Source organism: Flavobacterium sp. (genome assembly GCF_046153165.1).
In the GTDB taxonomy this organism is placed as follows: Bacteria; Bacteroidota; Bacteroidia; order Flavobacteriales; family Flavobacteriaceae; genus Flavobacterium.
This window is the reverse complement of the sequence record NZ_JBJXEN010000092.1, coordinates 1-23,792: the sequence shown is the minus strand read 5'-3', so window position 1 is coordinate 23,792 and position 23,792 is coordinate 1. Positions and strand designations below refer to the sequence as shown.

At 31.2% G+C, this 23,792-nt stretch carries 20 protein-coding genes; 9 read left to right on the top strand and 11 right to left on the bottom strand.

Annotated elements, in window-relative coordinates:
* Positions 1-115 precede the first annotated feature (115 nt).
* Positions 116-2,092 (top strand): endonuclease, encoded by a 1,977-nt coding sequence (locus tag ACKVOV_RS10610; RefSeq protein WP_409206730.1) that lies wholly within the window; start codon positions 116-118, stop codon positions 2,090-2,092.
* A 4-nt stretch (positions 2,093-2,096) separates the two neighbouring features.
* Here ACKVOV_RS10610 and ACKVOV_RS10605 read toward each other — a convergent pair whose 3' ends face one another.
* The 3 genes from ACKVOV_RS10605 to ACKVOV_RS10595 all read right to left on the bottom strand — a co-directional run bounded on the left by ACKVOV_RS10605 (position 2,097) and on the right by ACKVOV_RS10595 (position 5,072).
* Positions 2,097-2,627, bottom strand: a complete 531-nt coding sequence (locus tag ACKVOV_RS10605) for a GyrI-like domain-containing protein (RefSeq protein ID WP_409206729.1) — start codon at positions 2,625-2,627, stop codon at positions 2,097-2,099.
* Positions 2,614-4,116, bottom strand: coding sequence for a histidine ammonia-lyase (gene hutH, locus ACKVOV_RS10600; RefSeq protein ID WP_409206728.1), 1,503 nt, complete (start codon positions 4,114-4,116; stop codon positions 2,614-2,616). The genes ACKVOV_RS10605 and hutH overlap by 14 nt, the downstream gene beginning before the upstream one ends.
* 107 nt (positions 4,117-4,223) lie before the next feature.
* Positions 4,224-5,072: an NAD(P)H-hydrate dehydratase gene (locus tag ACKVOV_RS10595; protein WP_409206764.1), complete on the bottom strand. Its 849-nt coding sequence runs from the start codon at positions 5,070-5,072 to the stop codon at positions 4,224-4,226.
* 177 nt (positions 5,073-5,249) lie between these two features.
* Here ACKVOV_RS10595 and gcvT point away from each other — a divergent pair, with 177 nt between their 5' ends.
* Both gcvT and ACKVOV_RS10585 read left to right on the top strand, forming a co-directional pair.
* Positions 5,250-6,332, top strand: a complete 1,083-nt coding sequence (gcvT, locus tag ACKVOV_RS10590) for a glycine cleavage system aminomethyltransferase GcvT (protein ID WP_409206727.1) — start codon at positions 5,250-5,252, stop codon at positions 6,330-6,332.
* A gap of 83 nt (positions 6,333-6,415) precedes the next feature.
* Positions 6,416-7,126, top strand: coding sequence for a YebC/PmpR family DNA-binding transcriptional regulator (locus ACKVOV_RS10585; RefSeq protein WP_409206726.1), 711 nt, complete (start codon positions 6,416-6,418; stop codon positions 7,124-7,126).
* A 50-nt stretch (positions 7,127-7,176) separates the two neighbouring features.
* Here ACKVOV_RS10585 and ACKVOV_RS10580 read toward each other — a convergent pair whose 3' ends face one another.
* The 6 genes from ACKVOV_RS10580 to ACKVOV_RS10555 form a co-directional block, all read right to left on the bottom strand.
* The gene (locus tag ACKVOV_RS10580; protein WP_409206725.1) at positions 7,177-7,479 is read right to left on the bottom strand and encodes a DUF6787 family protein; all 303 of its coding nucleotides are present in this window, start codon (positions 7,477-7,479) and stop codon (positions 7,177-7,179) included.
* 29 nt (positions 7,480-7,508) lie between these two features.
* Positions 7,509-7,934 (bottom strand): DUF6146 family protein, encoded by a 426-nt coding sequence (locus tag ACKVOV_RS10575; RefSeq protein ID WP_409206724.1) that lies wholly within the window; start codon positions 7,932-7,934, stop codon positions 7,509-7,511.
* Positions 7,935-7,982: 48 nt separating this feature from the next.
* Positions 7,983-8,642 carry a DUF937 domain-containing protein gene (locus ACKVOV_RS10570; protein ID WP_409206723.1) on the bottom strand — a complete coding sequence of 220 codons (660 nt, stop codon included), beginning with the start codon at positions 8,640-8,642 and terminating at the stop codon, positions 7,983-7,985.
* A 47-nt stretch (positions 8,643-8,689) separates the two neighbouring features.
* Positions 8,690-9,649 (bottom strand): D-2-hydroxyacid dehydrogenase, encoded by a 960-nt coding sequence (locus ACKVOV_RS10565; protein ID WP_409206722.1) that lies wholly within the window; start codon positions 9,647-9,649, stop codon positions 8,690-8,692.
* A gap of 123 nt (positions 9,650-9,772) precedes the next feature.
* Positions 9,773-10,843, bottom strand: a complete 1,071-nt coding sequence (gene serC, locus ACKVOV_RS10560) for a 3-phosphoserine/phosphohydroxythreonine transaminase (protein WP_409206763.1) — start codon at positions 10,841-10,843, stop codon at positions 9,773-9,775.
* 142 nt (positions 10,844-10,985) lie between these two features.
* Entirely contained in the window at positions 10,986-12,059 is a 1,074-nt protein-coding gene (locus tag ACKVOV_RS10555) for an acyl-CoA reductase (protein WP_409206721.1), read from the bottom strand.
* A 99-nt stretch (positions 12,060-12,158) separates the two neighbouring features.
* On the opposite strand from ACKVOV_RS10555, the gene ACKVOV_RS10550 reads away from it, so the two are divergent.
* From ACKVOV_RS10550 to ACKVOV_RS10535, 4 genes are all read left to right on the top strand, one after another.
* Positions 12,159-12,509 (top strand): 4Fe-4S dicluster domain-containing protein, encoded by a 351-nt coding sequence (locus ACKVOV_RS10550; protein WP_409206720.1) that lies wholly within the window; start codon positions 12,159-12,161, stop codon positions 12,507-12,509.
* A gap of 124 nt (positions 12,510-12,633) precedes the next feature.
* Entirely contained in the window at positions 12,634-13,800 is a 1,167-nt protein-coding gene (locus ACKVOV_RS10545) for a hypothetical protein (protein ID WP_409206719.1), read from the top strand.
* A 99-nt stretch (positions 13,801-13,899) separates the two neighbouring features.
* Positions 13,900-14,994 (top strand): redox-regulated ATPase YchF, encoded by a 1,095-nt coding sequence (gene ychF / locus ACKVOV_RS10540; protein WP_409206718.1) that lies wholly within the window; start codon positions 13,900-13,902, stop codon positions 14,992-14,994.
* A gap of 85 nt (positions 14,995-15,079) precedes the next feature.
* Positions 15,080-15,760 carry a TIGR02117 family protein gene (locus tag ACKVOV_RS10535; protein WP_409206717.1) on the top strand — a complete coding sequence of 227 codons (681 nt, stop codon included), beginning with the start codon at positions 15,080-15,082 and terminating at the stop codon, positions 15,758-15,760.
* Between the two features lie 45 nt (positions 15,761-15,805).
* On the opposite strand, the gene ACKVOV_RS10530 is transcribed toward ACKVOV_RS10535, so the two are convergent.
* Positions 15,806-18,496, bottom strand: coding sequence for a TonB-dependent receptor domain-containing protein (locus ACKVOV_RS10530; RefSeq protein ID WP_409206716.1), 2,691 nt, complete (start codon positions 18,494-18,496; stop codon positions 15,806-15,808).
* 187 nt (positions 18,497-18,683) lie between these two features.
* Between ACKVOV_RS10530 and ACKVOV_RS10525 the strand changes: the two genes are divergently transcribed.
* Positions 18,684-20,540: a DNA topoisomerase IV subunit B gene (locus ACKVOV_RS10525; protein WP_409206715.1), complete on the top strand. Its 1,857-nt coding sequence runs from the start codon at positions 18,684-18,686 to the stop codon at positions 20,538-20,540.
* A gap of 43 nt (positions 20,541-20,583) precedes the next feature.
* Positions 20,584-23,319 carry a DNA gyrase/topoisomerase IV subunit A gene (locus ACKVOV_RS10520; protein ID WP_409206714.1) on the top strand — a complete coding sequence of 912 codons (2,736 nt, stop codon included), beginning with the start codon at positions 20,584-20,586 and terminating at the stop codon, positions 23,317-23,319.
* Positions 23,320-23,399: 80 nt separating this feature from the next.
* Here ACKVOV_RS10520 and ACKVOV_RS10515 read toward each other — a convergent pair.
* Positions 23,400-23,792 (bottom strand): hypothetical protein (locus tag ACKVOV_RS10515; RefSeq protein ID WP_409206713.1); only part of this gene is annotated, 393 nt, incomplete at its 5' end.

The window sequence follows — 23,792 nt, the reverse complement described above, 5'->3', positions numbered from 1 at the left end:
ACTTATCTATATTAGATAGATTAAACTTGTAATGGTTGCGTGTTGAAAACATTTTATTTTAAATGTTTTCACGTACTTAAATTTTGATATATTGCAATCCCAAATTTTACTTAAAATGATAAAAAAAATACTCTTATTGCTGCTATTTTGTAATGCTGCATTTTCTCAAGTTGTGATTAACGAATTAGATCCAGATACACCAAGCACCGATGTTTTAGAGTTTATAGAACTAAAATCTGTCACACCAAATTTACCGTTAGATGGTTATGTTTTGGTTTTTTATAATGCAAGTAGTACAAGTCCCTATTCGGGAACTGCTAGTTATTATGCTCTTGATTTAGATGGATATTCAACAGATGTAAATGGAATTATTCATTTTGGAAACCCACAAGTTTCACCAACTCCAGCATTTCTTATTCCAGTTACAACGATTCAGAACGGACCAGATGCTGTAGGGCTTTATCTAGGAGATGCTACGGATTTTCCAATAGGTACAACAGCACATGCAAATGGTTTGATAGACGCATTGGCTAATTCTAATAGTGCATCGACACAACCAACGGCATTGATGACAATTTTAGGGCTGACTACTTGCGTTAATGAAAATCTAAATTCTTTGTCAGCCTCACAATCTATTCAAAGGAAAAACGATGGGACTTATGAAGTAAAAGCACCAACCCCAGGTATGAATAATGATGGTTCTGGAATTGTATTAACTTATTTGAGATTAACAACTAGTACATCTAGAATAACAGAAGGACAATCACTTACTGTTACTTTTACATCAACAAGCGTAGTTACTGGAAGTGATTTAGTAGTCTATTTTTCTTTAAATAACGGTGCTTTTACAATTGCAGATTATTCTGGAACTACTTCGGTGACTATACCTGTTGGTGGAACAGTTGGAAGCACAACAATACAGGTTTTAAATGACGGAACTAATGAAGGTGACGAAGAGATGAAAATCGTTGTTGGCGCCGTAGATTCTGGATATAGTTTGTATAACAATAATATGATTATTAGGGTAAATGATATTAATTTTGTGACTTTACCTTTCGGAACCCCAGTAAATCCTACATACGGACTAGTTACAAGCACAGCTCCAGTAGGATATTATTCGTCAATAGAAGGATTATCTGGTGCTGCTTTAAAACAAGGATTACAAGATATAATAGCAAACCCGTCAGTAATTCATGCTCATGTTTATGGAGATATTTATGATATTCTTAAAGTTGCAGATCAAAACCCAGAGAATAGTAATCAAGTATGGTTAATTTATAATGAAACACCTCGATCTAAAATAGATTATCAAACGGGGAATAGTATTGTAGGAAAATGGAATCGAGAACATATATATTGTCAATCTAGAGGAGGTTTTGCAGATGCTACCACAAATACACCACAAGGAATAAATGTTTGGAATACTTATGGAACTCCTGGACCTGATAATATTTCTACTGGACACGCAGATGCACATCATATTAGAGCAGTTGATGGTCAAGAAAATTCTTCTAGAAATAATAGAAATTATGCAGTAGATTATAATGGACCAGTAGGAAATCCAGGCACTTGGAAAGGTGATGTTGCTAGATCATTGTTTTATATGGCAGTTCGTTATAATGGTTTAAATGTTGTTAATGGAAATCCTGTAGATACAATTTTAGGGCAAATAGGAGATTTAACTTCGTTATTGCAATGGAATATGACTGATATATCAGATGATTTTGAAATGAATAGAAATAACTATATTTATACTTGGCAACTTAATAGAAATCCTTTTATTGATTATCCTGATTTAGCAGATTATATTTGGGGAACAAAAACGACTATTCCTTGGCATCAAAATTTATCATCACAAGATTTTAGTAAATTACAAATTGTAATGTATCCAAATCCGGCTAAAAATTATATTATGATTTCGGGAATAATAAATGAGGCTAAAATTGAAATTTCTTCAATGACAGGTTTAAGTGTTTATGTAGGGAATTACAAAAATAATGAGCAACTAAATTTAAATTTGGCTGCAGGAATTTATATGGTAAAAGTTGTAGAAGATAACAAATCGGTAATTAAAAAATTAATTATACAATAGATAATTATCTTAAAATAGTAGATATTCCTATAAAACTAAAATAAATTAATTTTAGTTTTATAGGAATATAAATTTCTTCTTCGGCATTACCTTGGGGATTATAATTTTCTCCTAAAATTTCAAAATGTTCTCGATTATCTAATTCATAACTAGAATTTGGTAACCAAACATTATAAATATATTGAAAAACTTGTACTGCATTTTTTGAAGGACCATTATAAGTAAAAACAGCAAATAAGCCTTCATTAATAGTATAAGTTTCCATTGCTTCAGGAACATAATTATAGTTTAAAACTTCAATAAGTGCCCATTTCACAAAAGGAATTGTAGGATCAGATTGAAAGTTTTCTCCATAATTTTGCAATGAAAACTTATGAGTTCCTATTCGATTTTGAATTTCTTTATGTCTTGGCATAAAGCTACTCCAAAGCTGAAAGGTTTTATCGTCTGCAAAAGACATTTCTAATTTATTTCCAATCAATTTCTTCTCGGAAATGCTAATAATTTTTGGGTTTTCTAAATTATTCAGCATCATCTATTTGGAAACTATTCAAAAACAAAATAGATTTTTCAATATCATAATGCAAAATTCTATCTTCGGTAACTAACGGCACTTCTTCTCTAAATGATTTCAGAAACATTTCTATAAAATCGCTCGATTGTAATGGTCTTCTAAACTCGATGGCTTGCGAAGCGTTCATTAATTCGATAGCTAAAATGCGCTCTAAATTTTCGACAATTTTTAAAGTTTTAGTCGCAGCATTTGCGCCCATACTTACATGATCTTCTTGTCCGTTGCTAGAAACAATACTATCTATACTTGCTGGTGTTGCTAATTGTTTGTTTTGACTGGCAATACTCGCTGCTGTATATTGGGGAATCATAAATCCTGAATTCAATCCTGGATTACTCACTAAAAACGGAGGTAAATCACGTAAACCAGATATTAATTGGTAGGTTCTTCTTTCGGAAATACTGCCTAATTCTGCCACAGCAATTCCTAGAAAATCTAAAGCTAAAGCCAAAGGTTGTCCGTGAAAATTTCCACCAGAAATAATAATATCACTTTCCATAAAAATATTAGGATTATCAGTAACTGAATTTATTTCTGTTTTAAATGTTTTTCTGGCATAATCGAAAGCATCTTTACTAGCTCCATGGACCTGAGGAATACATCTAAAAGAATACGGATCCTGAACGTGCATTTTCTCTTGAGATATAATTTGGCTTCCTTCCAATAAATCATTAAAACGACGAGCTGTATTTATTTGTCCTTTGTGCGGACGAACCATGTGTATTAACTCATTAAATGGTTCAATTTTTCCATCGAAACCTTCTAAAGAAATCGCTGCAATAACATCCGCTAAATAGGATAATTTTGAGATTTTTATTAACGAATAAACTCCATAAGCACTCATAAATTGAGTTCCATTAAGTAATGCCAAACCTTCTTTAGATTGCAAAACGATAGGTTTCCATCCCATTTTTTCTAAAACTTTATGAGCTGGTTGTCTAAAACCGTCATAAAATACTTCACCTTCGCCTAATAATGGTAATGATAAATGCGCTAAAGGAGCTAAATCTCCAGACGCACCAAGTGAACCTTGCGTATATATTATAGGTAGAATATCATTGTTATAAAAATCGATTAACCTTTCAACGGTTTTTAATTGTACTCCAGAATGTCCGTAGCTTAAGGATTGTATTTTTAATAACAACATTAGTTTTACAATCTCTTGAGGGACTTCATCACCAGTTCCACAAGCATGAGATTTTACTAAATTTTCTTGAAGTTTAGACAAATTTTCATCGGAAATAATAACATTACAAAGTGAACCAAAACCTGTGTTTATACCATAAATTGGTTTGTCGTTATTTTGCATTTTTGCATCCAAATAAGCACGACATTTTTCGATATTTGATGTAGCTTCTTCGGAAAGTGCAATTTGTTTATTTTCATAAATAATTTGGCTTATATCTTCAATTGAGATAACATCGGAAGTAATATAATGAGTATTGTTCATTTTAGATTTTTAAGACTCCAAAATTCCGCAAACAATAATTAAAATGCAACATTTTTTACCAGTATTTATTTTTTGCTTTGTAAACAAGGGATGGATAATCAAAAAACTTAGGTAACAATATGCAAATAGGCTTCCCCGAGAGTTTCGATAATATTTGATGCAATAAAAGATTGGTAACTTACTTCTGGATACGCAATATCAGCTGTTAATCCGTGCAAATAAACACCAATAATTGCTGCGTCAATGGGTTTGTAAGATTGCGCTACAAGACTAGTAATAATCCCTGTTAGCACATCTCCGCTACCAGCAGTGGCTAGTGCTTGATTACCAGTTGTATTTTCGTAAGTAGATTTATTGTCAACAATAATTGTTGGTGCTCCTTTTAAAACAAAAATTAGATCATATTCCAAACAAAGTCTTTTCACCATTTCAAGCTTTTCTTCTTCCGAACTCCATTTGCCAATTAATCGCTCTAATTCTTTTTGATGTGGTGTTAGAATTGTTTTTTTAGGCAAAAATGACAACCATTCAATATTTTGAGAAAGAATATTTAATCCGTCAGCATCAATTACTAAAGGAGTCGTGTTCATTTTAAGAAAAAGGTGCAATGCTTGTTGAGTATCTGGATCTTGTCCCATACCTATTCCTATACCTATTGCTTGTGGTTGAAATTCATAATTTATTGTTGTAATGTGCTCAAAATAATCATCGGAGACAACCATCACCTCGGGTACTGAAATTTGTACAATATCATAACCACATTTTGGAATATAAGCAGTAACAAGTCCTGCTCCAGCCTTTATACAGGCTTTTGAAGCTAAAACTACCGAACCCATTTTGCCATAACTTCCTCCAATAATCAAAGCATGACCTTGCAATCCTTTATGAGTAAATTTGTCAATAGGTTTATATCTTTTGACAATTTCTTGTTTATCAATTTGGCAAAAATCTCCTATCATACGCTTTAATTTAGATACTAAATTTACAACTTTAAAAATAGATACTGTCATAAATAGCTTAAAAATAGAAAATGAAATATATTATTCAAACAATAATAAAATTACTTCTTACACTTTTTGTCACTCCATAAAAAATCAATACTTTAGCACCCTAAAATTTACATTCAAAACAAAATGAAAAATACAGCATTAACGCACATTCACGAGAGTTTAGGAGCTAAGATGGTTCCATTTGCAGGTTACAATATGCCTGTGCAATACGAAGGAGTAAACGCAGAGCATGAAACTGTTCGTAATGGAGTTGGTGTTTTTGATGTTTCTCATATGGGAGAATTTTTCTTGAAAGGAGAAAATGCTTTAGCATTAATACAAAAAGTAACATCAAACGATGCCTCAAAACTAGTTGACGGAAAAGCACAATATTCTTGTTTACCAAATAATGATGGAGGAATTGTAGACGATTTAATCATTTATAAAATTGCAGACAATCATTATATGTTAGTGGTAAATGCTTCAAACATAGAAAAAGATTGGAACTGGATATCCTCTCATAATGATTTGGGTGTTGATATGCAAAATCTTTCTGATGGTTACTCATTACTTGCTATTCAAGGTCCAAAAGCTGCGGAAGCGATGCAATCATTAACTTCCATCGATTTGATAAACATGCCATATTATTCATTTCAAATTGGAGAATTTGCAGGTTTAAAAGATGTAACTGTCTCAGCAACTGGTTATACTGGTTCTGGAGGATTTGAAATTTATTTCAAAAATGAAGATGCAGAAGCTATTTGGAATAAAATTTTTGAAGCAGGAAAACCTTTCGGAATTAAACCTATTGGATTAGCTGCTCGTGATACTTTACGTTTAGAAATGGGATTCTGTTTGTACGGAAACGATATCAACGATACCACTTCACCACTAGAAGCAGGATTGGGTTGGATTACAAAATTTGATAAAGAATTCACTAATTCGGCTAACCTGAAAAAACAAAAAGAAGAAGGAGTTTCTAGAAAACTAGTTGCTTTCGAAATGCAAGAGCGTGCAGTACCTCGTCACGATTACGAAATTGTTGATGCCACTGGAAATGTAATAGGAGTAGTTACATCAGGAACTATGTCTCCAAGTATGAATATTGGAATTGGTTTAGGTTATGTACCTACTTCATTTTCTACAGTTGATAGCGAAATTTTTATCCGAATTAGAAAAAATGATGTATTAGCAAAAGTGGTTAAATTACCATTTTATAAAAAATAAGTTATAGATTTAAAGTCTTTTGAATTAGATTTTAAAAGGTTATTTTTGCATTATAATTAAAATATATAAATACATTCTTAGAAATGGGAAGAGCATTCGAATTTAGAAAAGGAAGAAAAATGAAGCGTTGGTCAGCAATGGCTAAAGCATTTACCAGAATTGGTAAGGATATTGTAATGGCTGTTAAAGAAGGTGGGCCAAATCCAGAAGCAAATTCAAGATTAAGAGCAGTTATACAAAACTCGAAGGCAGTAAATATGCCTAAGGAAAATGTAGAACGTGCTATTAAAAAAGCAACTGATAAAGATACAGCAAACTATAAGGAAATACTTTTTGAAGGTTATGCACCACACGGAATAGCAATTTTAATTGAAACTGCATCCGATAATAATAACAGAACTGTTGCTAATATTAGAAGCTATTTTAATAAATGTAATGGTACAATGGGAACACAAGGTTCTGTCGAATTTATGTTTGATCATACTTGTAATTTCCGAATTCCTGCCAACGGAATGGATCCAGAAGAATTAGAATTAGAATTAATTGATTTTGGAGCAGAAGAAGTTTTTGAAGATGAAGACGGAATCTTAATTTACGCTCCTTTTGGAAGTTTTGGAACCATTCAAAAAGAATTAGAAACAAGAGGAATTGAAATTTTATCTTCTGGTTTTGAACGTATTCCACAAATTACAAAAGAACTTACTGAAGCTCAAATGGCTGATGTAGAAAAGTTAATAGAAAAAATTGAGGAGGATGAAGACGTAATGAACGTATATCATACTATGCAAGAATAATTTTATATTAGTGACAAATAAAAAAATCTCGATTAATTCGAGATTTTTTTTTATTTAAAAATAAAACCTAATCCCATAGTTTTGAGCATTTTTTTGCTAAAAGTGAAGAAAAATTGGAACTGCCCAAAAATGAAACCAACTACAATAAGTAAAAAAGGATATAAAGGCATTACTAGAACAATAAGTAATAAGTAATACAAAGACCAGGGCAAATTGTTTTTATTTAGCCCAATAAAAGACATACAAAATGAAGAAATTCTAGCAGAAAGAGATCCATTTATGGCAAAAACTATAAATATAACAATCAATTGAAAATTTGAAGATATTCCCCAACGTTCTTTTAATTTATTCATAAGTTTAAATTTAAAACAAATATAAAAGATTATCTAGGAGGAACAAAACCAAATAACTTTTGTTTATATGTATTTTGAAAATAAATCATATAATTATAAATTAAGTAATTTACTTCATAACCATAATGAATACTACTATCATAATTTATTTGCATTTCATATAATTTAGGATCATATCGCATAGGTTGTAAAACCCTGTTATTCCATTCGGCAACATAAACTCTGTTTTTACTCTCTAAATAGGGTTCAGAATAATAATTTCTAGGAAAGACACGACTATTAAGCCAAGAAGTAAATCCAGCATCAATAATTGTTACTTCATACTCTAAATCTTTATTAGCAATTTTTACAGTATCACCTTGTATAGCATTAGAAACCTTGTTAGAAGTTAAATTTTGTGTTTTGCAACTTATAATACTTATAAAAACAACGATAAAAATAAATAGTGTTTTCATGATATTTTAAATAAAAAACCATCCGAAAAAATGGATGGTTTGAGTTGTTTATTTTTTGCCAAAAAGACTACCGAATAATCCACCAAGTCCACCTTTTTTGGTTGCTGCCGCAACAGCATCTCCCAAGCCAAGTTGCCCATCACCATCTTGATCTAACATAGATGTTAGAATTGAACCTCCCATAGATGAAGATGTGGGTGTTTGTTGTTGTGCTCCACCACCTAATAATCCACCAAGAATATCCACTAAACCACCACCATTTGTAGTTGTTCCACTATTATTTAAACCACTTCCTTGTGCTTGTTTTGCAAGATATCCCATTAGGATTGGGGCAGCAATTTTCATAATCATTGCTATTTTATTAGAACTTACTCCAGTATTTTGACTCACTTGATTTTGAACAGTTTCTTGGTTTCCACCTAAAACATGTCCCAAAATATTTGCTCCATCAGAATGATCATCTCCTCCCAAAAAGCCAGATAAATTATCAAGTATACTACCATCGTGTTTTCCTCCTAAAATAGCTCCTAGTAAACCACTTTGTCCTTCTGGAGTAGATGCGTTATTCATCATTCCTCCAACTAGTGAAGGCAAGACTGATGACAAAACTGATGAAGTTTCACTTTCAGTTGTTCCCACTTTTTCTGAAACTCCAGATATGATTTGTTTTCCTAAATCACTATTTAATAAATCCATTAATCCAGCCATAATTTGTTTGTTTTTTAATTTATTAACAGTAAAATTAAGAAATATATTTATATTTCTGCTTTTAGCAAAGCGATAATTTGCTCTGCAAGTTCAGTACCAATTCTGTCTTGTGCTTCAACAGTTGCTGCTCCAATATGTGGTGTCATAGATATACTTGGGTGCATAAGTAATTGAACAGCTGGTGTTGGTTCATTTTCAAAAACATCTAAACCTGCAAATAAAACTTTTTTATTATCTAATGCAGCTACTAACTCTACTTCATTTATAATACCACCTCTAGAACAGTTAATAATTCCTACACCATCTTTCATTAAGTCAAATTCTTTTTTACCTATAATATAATCTTTTTGAGCAGGAACATGAAGGGTTACAAAATCCGAATGTTTTAATAAATCATCAACAGGTTCTGTTTCAATTTCTACATTTATAAATTGACCATTATAGAACTCTACTTTAATTTCTGCTTTACCAACATAATTATCAGATGCAATTACTTTCATGCCTAATCCTAAAGCCATTTTTGCTACCGATTGTCCTATTCTTCCAAAACCAATAATACCGATAGTTTTTCCGCGAAGTTCTAGTCCATCAGCATAGGCTTTTTTTAAATCGTTAAAACGAGTATCTCCTTCTAATGGCATATTTCTATTTGAATCATATAAAAATCGTACTCCCGAAAATAAATGAGCAAATACTAATTCTGCTACTGAGTTTGATGATGAAGCTGGTGTGTTTATTACCTGAATATCTTTAGAAATGGCATAGTCAACATCAATATTATCCATACCTACGCCACCACGACCTATAATTTTTAGTGAGGGACAAGCATCAATAATATCTTTTCTAACTTTTGTTGCACTTCTAACTAGTATAACAGCAACTTGGTGCGTATTTATAAAATTGGCAACTTGTTCTTGTGCAACTTTTGTAGTAATTACTTCAAAACCACCTTTTTCTAATGCTAGAATTCCACTTTTAGAGATTCCGTCGTTAGCTAATATTTTCATTTTTTTTATATTTAAAGATTGAAAAATTCAATCTGAGTATTTGTTAATTTGTAATATTTTTTGATTTAAAGTTTCGATAATATTATTTTTTTCAAATCTTTAAATTATTTAATCTTTCAATTTTTAAATTGATTTTTCTAATTCTTTCATTACATCTACTAGAACTTGCACGCTTTCTAACGGAAGCGCATTATACATAGATGCTCTGTAACCACCTACGGAGCGATGACCAGGTAATCCTGAAATTCCAGCTTCCTTCCACATTTTGTCAAATAATTCAGTATGACTTTCATCATTTAACAAGAACGTAGCATTCATGTTACTTCTATCTTCAACGTTTGCTGTTCCTTTAAATAAAGGATTTCTATCAATTTCCGAATATAATAGATTTGCTTTTGCATTGTTTATTTTTTCTATTGCAGGAATTCCGCCTAAATTTTTTAACCATTGTAGGGTTAAAAGAGATGCATATATAGGGAAAACAGGCGGAGTATTGTACATGCTTTCTGCCTTGATATGTTTTTCATAATCTAACATTGACGGAATATAACGTCCTGTTTTACCTAAAATTTCTTCTTTAACAACAACCAAAGTAGCTCCAGCTGGACCCATATTTTTTTGTGCTCCTGCATATATTAAATCAAATTTAGAAAAATCTAAAACTCGTGAAAATATATCGGAACTCATATCGCAAACAAGAGGAATATTCGTGTCTGGAAATGATTTCATTTGTGTCCCAAAAATAGTATTATTGCTCGTACAGTGAAAATAATTTGCATCACTAGGAATAGTATAATTTTTAGGAATATGATTGTAATTTTCTTCTTTTGATGAAGCAACAACTATAGTTTCTCCAAAATGTTTTGCTTCTTTTATTGCGCCACTTGCCCATGTTCCTGAGTCTAGATAAGCTGCTTTTCCGTTTTCCTTCATCAAATTATAAGGTACCATCAGGAATTCTAAACTCGCGCCACCAGCTAAAAATAATGCTTGGTAGTCTTTTCCTTCTAATCCTAAAAGTTCAAGTGCTAATGCTCTAGCTTCTTCCATAACTGCTACAAAGTCTTTACTTCTATGAGAAATTTCTAAAAGAGATAAATTTAGATTGTTAAAGTTTAAAATTGCTTGTGCAGATTTTTCAAAAACCTCTTGAGGAAGTATGCAAGGTCCTGCGCTGTAATTGTGTTTTTTCATTGTGTAATTTTGTTTTGTAGTTGTATTTTTTCCAGAATTAACTAGAGCTTCTAAATTGAAATTTGGTTTATGAATGTGTTCTGATTTTCCTTTTTGTTTTCCAATAATTTCACTAATTTTTGAAGTATTCATAATTAAAATATTATAAATTAATTAAAAAATTAATAGTATCTACATTGTCTGCATAATCCCAAAGATTTGGTTTTTGAGTTACCCCAAACGGAATACTATTTTCGACTAAATTATTAGAAACAATGCATTGTATTTTATCTTTATCTATTTCTAAACGGTTCTTAAGATAAGTTATATCATCATAAAACTCATAAAAAACAGAAGAAATAGGAGAGGCATAACTCGAATCTTCTTTAATTATTAGAAATTCATTGTCCAATAAATTAAAATTACTCATTAAGAAAACGGCTTTATTATAATCATAATTATTAGCATATTTTTCATATTTAATAACATCCTGATAAGGAAACATGCCATTAAAAAATAAATCGAAATTATAATTTTTAGGTATAAATATTTTAGAAACATTACGACATCCTAGTCCGAAATATCTGAAAATATCTTCTCCTAAAGCAATCATTTGTTCTGATGATTCAGAACCATCTAAAACAGCAACAGAATTTCTATTTTTGCGAATGATAGATGGCTTATCTTTAAAATAATATTCGAAATATCTAGCTGTATTATCACTTCCAGTAGCAATTACAGCATCAAAATTTTCCAGTTTTCCATCAACGAAAGTGATAAATTTTTTAAATTCTGGCTCTACAGTAATTAAATATTTTGCTAAAAATGGTAATAAATACTGATCATTTGAAGAAGTCTTTACTAGTACTTTATGTCCAGATATCAATACCGATAAAAAATCATGAAAACCTACTAATGGAATATTTCCAGCAAGAATTAATGCAACTGTTTTTGCCTCATAATTGTCATCCTGAATGAAGTCGAAGGAATAATTTGACAACCACTTATTTAAATTTTCTTCAGTTAATGCTTCAGCCCAAGAGTTAATAGAAAAATGTACATTTTCTTTAGTGTACCAAGCATTATGAGATTGAGAAAGATTTATAAGTGAAATAAAATCATCAAAAAATAAATCGTTATGCAAAACGTTTTTACTTTTTATAGAATTAGTGACTGAAAATTGCCTTAAAAATTCCCCTAATTCAATAAAACCTCTTTTTTTATCGTTTTGTAACATCTGTTTATTTGTTTATGAATGGTTTTGATTGTAATTTTGTGCAAAAATAATGATTTCATTTTTTATAAATCTGAAATCTAATATCTAATTCTAAATAAAATGGCAATAATTATAACAGACGAATGTATCAATTGTGGAGCATGTGAACCAGAATGCCCAAATACTGCTATATACGAAGGTGCTGACGACTGGAGATACAAAGATGGAACAAAATTATCCGGTAAAATTATACTTCCTGATGGTACTGAAATCGATTCTGATGCAGCTCAAACTCCAATTTCTGACGATATTTATTATATAGTTCCAGGAAAATGTACTGAGTGTAAAGGTTTCCATGATGAGCCACAATGTGCCGCAGTTTGCCCAGTAGATTGTTGTATACCTGATGATAATCATGTTGAAAGTGAAGAAACATTATTAAATAGGCAATCATTTTTACACAATCAATAAGTTATTTTAAAAAATAAAAAAGAGAGTTTTCAAAAAAATTCTCTTTTTTTGTTTTTTAAAGCATTCTTTATACTAATGTTAATATGTTAAATTTTTTTCCTAAATTTGAATAAAATAAAATAAAATGAAGAAAATTTTATCTTTTACATTGTTATTTATTAGTAGCTTCGTTTTTTCTCAAAATATAGAATTTGCAGTAATTGTAAAAGATGTTGAGACTGGTTTGCCAATTGAAGAAGTAACAATAACAGCATTAAAAACCAAACAAGGTTTTTTAACTAATAAAAATGGTGAAGCAAATATTAACTTAACAAACGAATCTGATTTACAATTTGAAAACTCATCCTATAAAACTTATGTCGTAAAATATTTTGATTTAGATAAAAAAATTAATACAGTTTATTTAGAGAGTAATGCAAAACGATTAGAAGAAGTTATTTTAACAAACGTTCCCCCACAAGAAATATTAAAAAAATTAGTAAAAAATTCATTAGATAAAATTACAGTTCCAGTAAATCTAAAAGTTTATTTAAGAGAGTTTTATAAAAAAAATGATCAAATCATTTTCTTCAATGATGGATTAATTAATTTTCAAATATTAGGAAACTCAAAAAGTATTAAAACAGACATTTTAGTAGAACAGAATAGGGCAGTAGGAGTATTAGATGGAGATATTGATGCAGAGCTTTTAGGTTATGATTTAAATAATATAATCGAGAATTATTATCAATTTAAATATATAGATGAAATTTTAGCATCGGGTGCGAAGCGTAAATATGAATTTCAAATTAAATCATATCCAAGTAACGAAGATTTTTTAGTAATTAAAGCAACTCCAATAGACGGAATTAGCGGAGTATTGTCGGAATTTACAATTGTTTACGACAGAAACAAAATGATTATAATGGAAGTTGGTTCTATGGTTCCAGACTCTCGATTAGAAGACTTAAGGAGATCTTTTTTAAGTAGTAGTAAAATATATAAACTAGAATTTAAAAATACTTTTAGATTGGATAATGAGCTTTATTATCTTGCAAATTCTAAAGAAGTAATTGGTTTTGAAAAAAAATATAAGAAGCAAAATAGAAGAATAGAAGTTAATAATCATATGGTAATTACCAACTTTGACAAAGAACTTTTTAAATACAATGACAAAAATATTTTTAAAGACAAATCTCTAATTAATAAAAAAACTTCATTTTTTAATAATTATTGGGATTTCGAATCAGGATTTGTTTCTACAAAAGAAGAAAAAGAAATTATCGAACGTTTAGGCTTAGCCACTCAATAAGCTTTTTCTTAATCTAAAATGTTTATTTTTTACTTTTCTTATACTTTGAATCTTAATAAGATTTAAAGTATATTTGCACACTTTTAAAACAAAACCATAATGAAAGCAGGAATTGTAGGATTACCAAACGTAGGAAAATCGACTTTATTTAATTGTTTATCAAACGCAAAAGCACAAAGTGCTAATTTTCCGTTTTGTACTATCGAACCAAACATTGGTGTGGTAAATGTTCCTGATCCAAGAATGGAAAAATTAGAAGAATTAGTAAAACCAGAACGTGTGCAAATGGCAACAGTCGATATTGTTGATATTGCAGGATTGGTAAAAGGAGCAAGTAAAGGAGAAGGTTTAGGTAACCAATTCTTAGGAAACATAAGAGAATGTAACGCGATTATTCACGTTTTACGTTGTTTTGATAATGATAATATTATTCACGTAGACGGAAATGTAAATCCAATTCGCGACAAAGAAACTATAGATATCGAGTTACAGCTAAAAGATCTAGAAACGGTTGAAAAGCGTTTAGAAAAAGTAAAACGTGCTGCAAAAACAGGAAATAAAGAAGCCCAACTCGAAGAAGGATTATTAAATAGAATCCGCGAAGCTTTATTGCAAGCAAAATCAGCAAGAACAATTGAACCGAAAGGTTATGAAGAAGAAGAATTATTTGAGTCTTTTCAATTAATAACATCTAAGCCAGTGCTGTATGTTTGTAATGTTGATGAAGGATCTGCAGTTACAGGAAATAAATACGTAGATCAAGTCCGTGAATTAGTGAAAGACGAAAATGCAGAAGTTATAGTGCTTGCTGTAGGAACAGAAGCAGATATTACTGAATTAGAAACCTATGAAGAACGTCAAGTTTTCTTAGAAGATATGGGTTTATCAGAACCGGGATCTTCTGTTTTAATTCGTGCAGCTTATAAATTATTAAATCAGCAAACTTATTTTACAGCAGGAGTAAAAGAAGTAAGAGCTTGGACTGTTAATATTGGAGCTACTGCACCACAAGCTGCGGGAGTTATTCATACTGATTTTGAGAAAGGATTTATTCGTGCTGAAGTTATTTCATACGAAGATTATGTTCATTACGGAACTGAAGCTAAAGTAAAGGAAGCAGGAAAGTTTAAAGTGGAAGGAAAAGAATATATTGTAAAAGATGGTGATGTAATGCATTTTAGATTTAATGTCTAAAATAAACAATAAATATAAAAAGCTCGTATGAAAATAAGGGCTTTTTTTGGCTTGATATTTGATTTGAATATTAAAAACTAAATTTATGAAGCCCTTAAAAATAACTTTCAAAATATTTTTTAAAACCATTCTAATATTTGTGGGTTTTATATTTATATATTCTCTTTCTGCTTTTGGATTATCAAAAATTACTGTTAATGCGGGTATCACTCAAAAAGAAGAAGTCGAAATTTTTATTAAAACAAATGGGGTTCACACAGATATAATTGTTCCTATAAGAAATGAAATAAAAGATTGGAGTAAAGAAATTAAATTTTATCAAACAAAATCGAAAGACTCAGTAATGAACTATGTTGCAATAGGTTGGGGAGATAAAGGTTTTTATTTAAACACGCCGCAATGGTCTGATTTAAAATTAAGTACGGCATTTAATGCAGCAACTGGTTTAAGTACTTCGGCAATGCATACAACTTTTTGTAAATCTATTTCTGAAAATGAAAGCTGTAAGAAAATTATAATATCTAAAGAAAATTATAAAAAATTAGTTGCTTTTATAAATGATAGTTTTCAGAGAGATTCTAATAAAAGCTTACAATATATTTATGGTCGCGGTTATGCTAAAAATGATGCTTTTTATGAGGCAAAAGGAAGTTACAGTTTATTTAAAACTTGTAATACTTGGGCAAACGAAGCACTAAAATCATCAGATCAAAAAGCCGCATTTTGGACTCCTTATGATGGTGGAATTTTTTGTCATTACCAATAAAAAAATGCCGTCTTGTAGAACGGCATTTTTATTTTAAAGATATTTTTAGAATTTAAATCCAAGCCTAGCATAGTAGTATGCACCACTAAATCCCATTTGAACAGAATCCCAATATCCACCAGCTTCAACCCAGTCATCTTGTTGATCAGGATAAATATTTAGTAGATTATTAGCTCCTAAACTTAATTTAAGTGCTTTAGATAATTTGAAACCCAAAGTTAAATCAGTTACAATCTTAGCTCCGTAAGTATCAGTTGCTGCTTTTATTTGATTGTCAAAAGAACCACCATAGTTGGCAACATCCTCATAAACTTGATAATCTAATAGTTTAACTTCACTAAATCTTGTAAATGCTAAACCAGCATCAAAAAATCTGTAACCATAATTTAAGTTTAATGCAAATTTATTTGCTGGAGCAGAAGCTAATAAGAAAGCTTTATCTCTTTCTCCAAAGAAAGTTTGACTATCTAAACCTCTATTTTTAACATTAGAAATTTCCATGTGGTTTATGTTTCCAACAGCAGTAACACCAAATTTAGAGTCACCCAGTGTTTTTTTCCAAGATATAACCATGTCTAAACCTTTAGTTTTAGTATCTACACCATTGGTAAAAAACTGTGCAGCATCAACATTTAATCCTAATGCTGTTGCATCAAAATACCCTGTTAATACAATTCTATCTTTAACATTTATCATGTAACCATCTATAGTTGCTGTAAAACTTCCTTTAGATAAGGTAAATCCTAAAGAAGCATTTACTGCTTTTTCTTCATTTAGTTTTCCAATACCAAAAGCTTTTGTAACTGGACTATCGTTTGCAGAAAGTAAAACTTCTGTTGCACCAGAACTACTAAAATTTGTAAAACTAGTATTGTAATAAATTTGTGCTAAAGATGGAGCTCTAAATCCAGTACTTACAGAACCTCTAACATTTATATTATCGGTAATTTTATATCTTGAAGCTAGTTTTCCGTTTACAGTGCTACCAAAGTCGCTGTAATTTTCAAAACGTACAGCAGTGCTTACTAAGAATTTTTTAGTAATATCAAATTCAGCATCTGCATAAGCTGATAAGTTTGTTCTTCCTTTATCAACCACATTTTTTGGACTATAACCAGGAAATCCTTGTGAGCCTCCTGGTCTTGGATCACCAGAAATAGGGTCGGTAGGTGCTGATTGTGTTGTCGGATCTGTGATTGGATTACCAAATGTATCATAGGTTGCATAAGAACCTAGTTCACCAGCAATAATCTTAAATGTTTCCGAACGAAATTCAGCTCCAAAAGCTAAGTTCATTCCACTTAAAACAGAGTCATAGTTTTTAGAAAAATCAAGATTTGTAGTATTTTGACTTAAACTATGTCCACCTGCATCAAATGCTCTTGGTGATGCAGCTTCTAATGAGGCATTTAGAGTGCCTTCAATTCGATAATCAAAGTTATTTTTACCGTAAGTATTACTTAAATCTATCTTCCAACCACTAGTTGTATTAGTTCTAAAACCTGCAGCTATTGAATTGTCAATAATGTTTGAAGTGATTCGAGGTGTAAATCCTCCAGGATATATTGATTCTACAACTCTTGCACCATCATTTCTAGTAAATGCATAAGCATCGGTATCTCTATAATTTCTACCACCAAAAGCATAAAACTCTATTTTATCAGTAATAGGTATTGCAGCATTTACCATAAAATTAGCGCTGAATATTTCAGCTTCTCCAAATCCTTTTCTAAAATCAAATCCAGGGCGCAAAGTTTTTTCTTTGTTCAAAAATTCGGTTGTAAAGTTAGCGTAACCACCTTTTGAACCTATTTTTGTCCCATAATTTAATGATATTTTGGCTGAATTACCATCTAGTTTTTTGTTTTTACCAAAAGAATTTCCGTTTCCATTTTTGTCTAATCTGAATCCTGGAGTATTGGCAGTTCCGGCAGGAAAATCTCCTGGAGCATTCGTGTTATAAGCACCATAAGTTATAGCACCTGTAAGCTCATTTACATTGTCATTTAGTACAATATTTATTACTCCCGAAATAGCATCAGATCCATATTGTGCTGCGGCTCCATCTCTAAGAATCTCAATTCTTTTTATTGCTGAAGCAGGAATTGCATTCAAATCTGTTCCTGTATTTCCTCTTCCACGAGTACCAAAAAGGTTTATTAATGAAGATTGATGTCTTCTTTTTCCATTTATTAAAACTAATGTTTGATCTGGTCCCATTCCTCTTAATGAAGCTGGATCCACATGGTCGGCACCGTCAGAACCTGATTGCTTATTAGCATTAAATGATGGCGCAACATATTGTAGTAATTCATTAATTTCAATTTTACCACTTTGTGTTGTTACATCTTTTACATTAATGATATCTACAGGTACTGCAGAGTTTACAACAGTTCTTTTAGCATTTCTAGAACCTATCGCTTGAATATTTACTTCTTCTAGTCCAACTCCTTCTTCTTCAAGTTTTATCGTTAAATTCTCAGATGCCTTTATTTCGATAGTTTTAAAACCCAAATAACTTATAATTAATTTAGATTCAATACTTTGTACAGTAATTGAAAATTTACCTTCAAAATCAGTTGAAGTCCCATTATTTGTGCCCTTTTCAAGAATGTTTACTCCTGTTAAATTTTGCCCACTTCTGTCGTAAATTTGTCCCGATATACTTTTTTGAGAATATCCAATAGTGGTGGATAAACCCCAAAATAGTAAAATAAATAAAATTTGTTTTTTCATAATTAGTTTGTTTAGTTTTAGCTAAATTATATAAAAAAATGTTAAAAAAGAAGAGATATGATTTTTCTTGTTATAATTATATTTTTAATAAATTTATGCTTTAATAAAACGTTTAATAACTTTATTCATAAGCTATTTTATTTTTTCATTAGAAATCTTACATTAGCAAAAAATCCAAGATTCCTTTATGCAAGAGCAAGATCAATATAATGAGGACAATATCCGTTCACTCGACTGGAAAGAGCACATTCGTTTGCGTCCCGGAATGTACATTGGGAAACTAGGAGACGGTTCTTCGCCAGATGATGGTATATATATTCTTCTTAAAGAAGTTCTAGATAACTGTATCGATGAATTTGTGATGGGTGCCGGAAAAACTATCGAAGTCACTATGAAAGATAAAATGGTTACTGTTCGTGATTACGGGCGTGGTATTCCATTGGGTAAAGTTATCGACGTAGTTTCTAAAATGAATACTGGAGGAAAGTACGACTCGAAAGCCTTTAAAAAATCTGTAGGACTAAATGGAGTAGGAACCAAGGCTGTAAATGCACTTTCTCATTATTTTCGTGTAGAATCTGTTCGTGATAACCAACAAAAAGCGGCCGAATTTTCTGCAGGAAATCTAACTTTAGAAGAAGATATCATTGAAAGTACAAAGCGTAAAGGAACAAAAGTTTCTTTTATTGCTGATGAAGCTATTTTTAAAAACTACAAATACCGTAACGAGTATATTATAAAAATGCTCAAAAACTATTGTTACCTAAACACTGGATTAACAATAATTTACAACGGAGAAAAATATTATTCAGATAATGGATTAAAAGATTTATTAGAAGAAAATATTGCAGAAGAAGATATGGTTTATCCCATCATTCACCTTTTAGGCGATGATATCGAAGTAGCTATAACCCATAGCAAAACACAATATTCAGAAGAGTATTACTCGTTTGTAAACGGACAAAATACCACACAAGGAGGAACGCATTTAGGTGCTTTCCGTGAATCGATAGTAAAAACCATTAAAGAGTTTTACAACAAACCTTTCGAAGCCTCAGATATTCGTAAATCTATAGTTTCTGCGATTGTGGTTCGTGTAGAAGAACCAGTTTTCGAAAGTCAAACCAAGACCAAATTAGGATCTACCGATATGGGACCTGATTTACCTTCGGTAAGAACATTCGTAAATGATTTTATTAAAACCAAATTAGATAACTTTTTACATAAAAATCCTGAAACTGCCGATTTACTTTTGCGTAAAATTCTTCAAGCAGAAAGAGAACGTAAAGAACTTTCGGGCATTAGAAAATTAGCCAAAGACAGAGCTAAAAAATCTAGTTTACACAACAAAAAATTACGTGATTGCAGAGTTCATTTAACCGATGCTAAAAATCCTAGAAGTTTAGAAAGTACGCTTTTTATTACCGAGGGAGATTCTGCTTCTGGTTCGATTACTAAATCTCGTGATGTAAATACTCAAGCGGTGTTTAGTTTACGTGGTAAACCTTTGAATTCGTACGGAATGTCAAAAAAGATTGTCTACGAAAATGAAGAATTCAATTTATTGCAAGCGGCACTAGACATTGAAGAAAGCATGGAAGATTTGCGTTATAACAACATCGTAATTGCTACCGATGCCGATGTCGATGGAATGCATATCCGTTTGCTATTGATTACCTTTTTCTTACAATTTTTTCCAGAAATGATCAAGGAAGGTCATTTGTATATTCTTCAAACGCCTTTATTTCGTGTACGTAACAAGAAAGAAACTATTTATTGTTATTCTGAACAGGAGAGAAGAGATGCTATCGAAAAATTAAAACCAAAACCAGAAATTACTCGATTTAAGGGATTAGGAGAGATTTCACCAGATGAATTCAAAAATTTTATTGGTGAAACCATTCGTTTAGATCCAGTTATGTTAGATAAATCGACATCAATAGAAAAATTATTGGAGTTTTATATGGGTAAAAACACACCGGATAGACAAACATTTATTATCAATAATTTGAAGGTGGAATTGGATGTTGTTGAACAAGTATAAAATAAACTGCTAACAAAAAGATACTGAAATAAATTCAGCATAAATGAAAGACGAAGAAGAAGACAACATAATTCCAAATTCAGAAGACGATAACCAATCGGAAGACCATTCTCTTGATGAAAGTCAAGAAGAAAATGACGCTGATGAAATTATTGAAGTAGATGCTAAACACTTTGAAGGTCAGCATTTTTACGAAAACGATGAGAATCCAGAAGATACCATTACCAAAGTTACAGGAATGTATAAAGATTGGTTTTTGGACTACGCTTCCTATGTAATTCTCGAGCGTGCTGTTCCTGCAATTGAAGATGGTTTCAAACCAGTACAACGTCGTATCATGCATTCACTTAAAGAGTTAGATGATGGTCGTTACAATAAAGTTGCCAATGTAGTAGGTCACACCATGCAGTATCACCCTCACGGAGATGCGAGTATTGGCGATGCTATGGTACAAATTGGTCAAAGAGAATTACTAATAGATTGTCAAGGAAACTGGGGAAATATTCTCACTGGTGATAGTGCTGCGGCTTCTCGTTACATTGAAGCACGTCTATCAAAATTTGCTTTAGAGGTTTTGTATTCTCCTAAAATTACCGATTGGGGAATGTCCTACGATGGTCGTCGTGCAGAACCCAACAATTTACCCGTAAAATTTCCATTATTATTAGCTTCAGGAGCCGAAGGAATTGCTGTTGGTTTGTCTACTAAAGTATTGCCACACAATTTCAATGAACTAATCGATGCTTCTATAAAAATTCTGAAAGGAAAACCATTTACAATATATCCTGATTTTCAAACAGCAGGTATTGCCGATGTTTCTAATTATAATGATGGTTTGCGTGGTGGTAGAGTTCGTGTTCGTGCTAAAATTTCGCAATTAGACAAGCAAACATTAGTTATTACACAAATTCCATTTTCTACAAATACATCAACATTAATTGATAGTATTTTGAAAGCCAACGAAAAAGGGAAAATAAAAATCAAAAAAATAGAAGACAACACAGCGGCAGAAGTTGAAATATTAATTCATCTTTTCCCTGGTGTTTCTCCTGATAAATCGATCGATGCTTTATACGCTTTTACAGCTTGTGAAACTTCTGTTGCGCCATTAGGTTGTGTCATTGAAGACAACAAACCTTTATTCATTGGAGTTTCTGATATGTTGAAGATTTCGACTGACAGAACAGTTCAATTATTAAAAAGTGAACTTGAAATCCAGTTAAGTGAACTTGAAGAACAATGGCATTTCCTTTCGTTAGAACGAATTTTTATCGAAAATAAAATTTATCGTGATATCGAAGATAAAACGACTCGTGAAGATGTAATCAAAGCAGTTGACGATGGTTTAAAACCTCATATTAAGCATTTGAAACGTGCAGTTACGGAAGATGATATTCTACGATTGTTAGACATACGGATTATGCGTATTTCTAAATTTGATAGTAACAAAGCCCAAGACAAAATAGAAGCATTAGAAGGAGATATTGAGCAAGTAAAACATGATTTAGAAAATTTAATAGATTTTGCCATTGCTTATTTCACTCGTTTAAAAGATAAATACGGAAAAGGACGTGAACGCCAAACCGAGTTAAGAAGTTTTGATACCATTGAAGCTACAAAAGTAGTATTAAGAAATACTAAATTATACGTAAATAAAGAAGAAGGTTTCTTTGGAACTGGTCTGAAGAAAGACGAATATGTAGCCGATTGTTCTGATATAGATGATGTTATTGTTTTTCTTCGTGATGGAAGATTAATGGTTTCTAAAGTTGATGATAAAAAGTTCGTGGGTAAAGATATTATTCATATTGCAGTTTTCGATAAGAATGACAAACGTACCATTTATAATATGATTTATCGCGATGGTAAAAATGGTTCTTCTTTTATAAAACGTTTTAATGTTTCGGGTGTGACTCGTGACAAAGCTTATGATTTAACCAATGGAACGGCTGGTTCTCAAGTATTGTATTTTTCTCATAATCCAAATGGCGAAGCCGAAGTAGTGACTATTTTATTGCGTCAAGTAGGTAGTATTAAGAAGCTAAAATGGGATATCGATTTTGCTGATATTGCAATAAAAGGTCGTGTAAGTAAAGGAAATACGGTATCTAAATACCCAATTAAAAAAATTGAACTAAAGGAAAAAGGAATTTCAACTTTACGTCCTAGAAAAGTTTGGTTCGATGATACTGTGCAACGTTTGAATGTAGATGGAAGAGGGGAGTTGCTAGGTGAATTTCGTCCTAATGATCGTTTGTTAATAATTAATCAATCTGGAAAATTAAAAACAATTATTCCAGAATTGACTACACATTTTGATGAAGATATGGTGGTGCTCGAAAAGTGGCATCCTAAAAAACCAGTTTCAGCAATTTATTATGATGGAGAAAAAGAGCGCTATTATGTGAAAAGATTTTTAGTTGAAAACGAGAATAAAGAAGAAATCTTTATTACCGAACACGAAAAATCACAATTAGAAATAGTATCTACAGATTGGCGTCCTGTTGCCGAAATTATATTTACAAAAGTAAAAGGAGTTCAGAAGGAAAATCAAACCATCGATTTAGAACAATTTATTGCTGTAAAAGGTATAAAAGCAATAGGTAATCAATTAACAACAGATAAACTAAAACAAGTTAATTTATTAGAATCATTGCCTTATGATGAGCCAGTCGAAGTTATTCCTGAAGAATTAGAAGTAATAGAAAATGGTGCTGAAATAACTGATTTTAATATTGAATTGGATGATGACGGTCAGATAACTTTAAGTTTAGATTAAACATAAAAAAAACCAGCAATTGCTGGTTTTTTCATGCTTAATCTGATTTGTTAGTTTATTTTAGTTTGTGATTTTAAATATTATTTTGTTTTAGCCAATAATACATCTGGTTTAAGCATTGTTGGGCCAATTGGAAGTCTTAAATTTTCAAATTCAGAGTTTATTTTTCCATTTGCATCTTTGCTGTCAGCTCTACTACCTACAATGTGCCAAGAAAAACTAACACTACTAACTCCTTTATTTAGTTCTTTAACTCTAAATCCGTTACTTGATTTGTCTGTTACAAAAACACCGTTGCAATCACCTTCCAATTGAATAAAAACTTTTAGAGGGTGTTTTTCGTCAATTTTCATAGACGAAGTTAATATTTTATCTAATGCTATGTAAGCTTCACCATTGTTTAATTTTGAAATTCCATAATCTTCAAATAATACTTCTGGAGCTTCTGGACAGAACATCACTCTCATCTTATT

Excerpts from the sequence above, each read along its gene's own strand:
- ACKVOV_RS10610 (WP_409206730.1), top strand. The coding sequence starts at position 116 with ATGATAAAAAAAATACTCTTATTGCTGCTATTTTGTAATGCTGCATTT.
- ACKVOV_RS10605 (WP_409206729.1), bottom strand. The coding sequence starts at position 2,627 with ATGATGCTGAATAATTTAGAAAACCCAAAAATTATTAGCATTTCCGAG.
- hutH (WP_409206728.1), bottom strand. The coding sequence starts at position 4,116 with ATGAACAATACTCATTATATTACTTCCGATGTTATCTCAATTGAAGAT.
- gcvT (WP_409206727.1), top strand. The coding sequence starts at position 5,250 with ATGAAAAATACAGCATTAACGCACATTCACGAGAGTTTAGGAGCTAAG.
- ACKVOV_RS10585 (WP_409206726.1), top strand. The coding sequence starts at position 6,416 with ATGGGAAGAGCATTCGAATTTAGAAAAGGAAGAAAAATGAAGCGTTGG.
- ACKVOV_RS10580 (WP_409206725.1), bottom strand. The coding sequence starts at position 7,479 with ATGAATAAATTAAAAGAACGTTGGGGAATATCTTCAAATTTTCAATTG.
- ACKVOV_RS10575 (WP_409206724.1), bottom strand. The coding sequence starts at position 7,934 with ATGAAAACACTATTTATTTTTATCGTTGTTTTTATAAGTATTATAAGT.
- ACKVOV_RS10570 (WP_409206723.1), bottom strand. The coding sequence starts at position 8,642 with ATGGCTGGATTAATGGATTTATTAAATAGTGATTTAGGAAAACAAATC.
- ACKVOV_RS10565 (WP_409206722.1), bottom strand. The coding sequence starts at position 9,649 with ATGAAAATATTAGCTAACGACGGAATCTCTAAAAGTGGAATTCTAGCA.
- serC (WP_409206763.1), bottom strand. The coding sequence starts at position 10,843 with ATGAAAAAACACAATTACAGCGCAGGACCTTGCATACTTCCTCAAGAG.
- ACKVOV_RS10555 (WP_409206721.1), bottom strand. The coding sequence starts at position 12,059 with ATGTTACAAAACGATAAAAAAAGAGGTTTTATTGAATTAGGGGAATTT.
- ACKVOV_RS10550 (WP_409206720.1), top strand. The coding sequence starts at position 12,159 with ATGGCAATAATTATAACAGACGAATGTATCAATTGTGGAGCATGTGAA.
- ACKVOV_RS10545 (WP_409206719.1), top strand. The coding sequence starts at position 12,634 with ATGAAGAAAATTTTATCTTTTACATTGTTATTTATTAGTAGCTTCGTT.
- ychF (WP_409206718.1), top strand. The coding sequence starts at position 13,900 with ATGAAAGCAGGAATTGTAGGATTACCAAACGTAGGAAAATCGACTTTA.
- ACKVOV_RS10535 (WP_409206717.1), top strand. The coding sequence starts at position 15,080 with ATGAAGCCCTTAAAAATAACTTTCAAAATATTTTTTAAAACCATTCTA.
- ACKVOV_RS10530 (WP_409206716.1), bottom strand. The coding sequence starts at position 18,496 with ATGAAAAAACAAATTTTATTTATTTTACTATTTTGGGGTTTATCCACC.
- ACKVOV_RS10525 (WP_409206715.1), top strand. The coding sequence starts at position 18,684 with ATGCAAGAGCAAGATCAATATAATGAGGACAATATCCGTTCACTCGAC.
- ACKVOV_RS10520 (WP_409206714.1), top strand. The coding sequence starts at position 20,584 with ATGAAAGACGAAGAAGAAGACAACATAATTCCAAATTCAGAAGACGAT.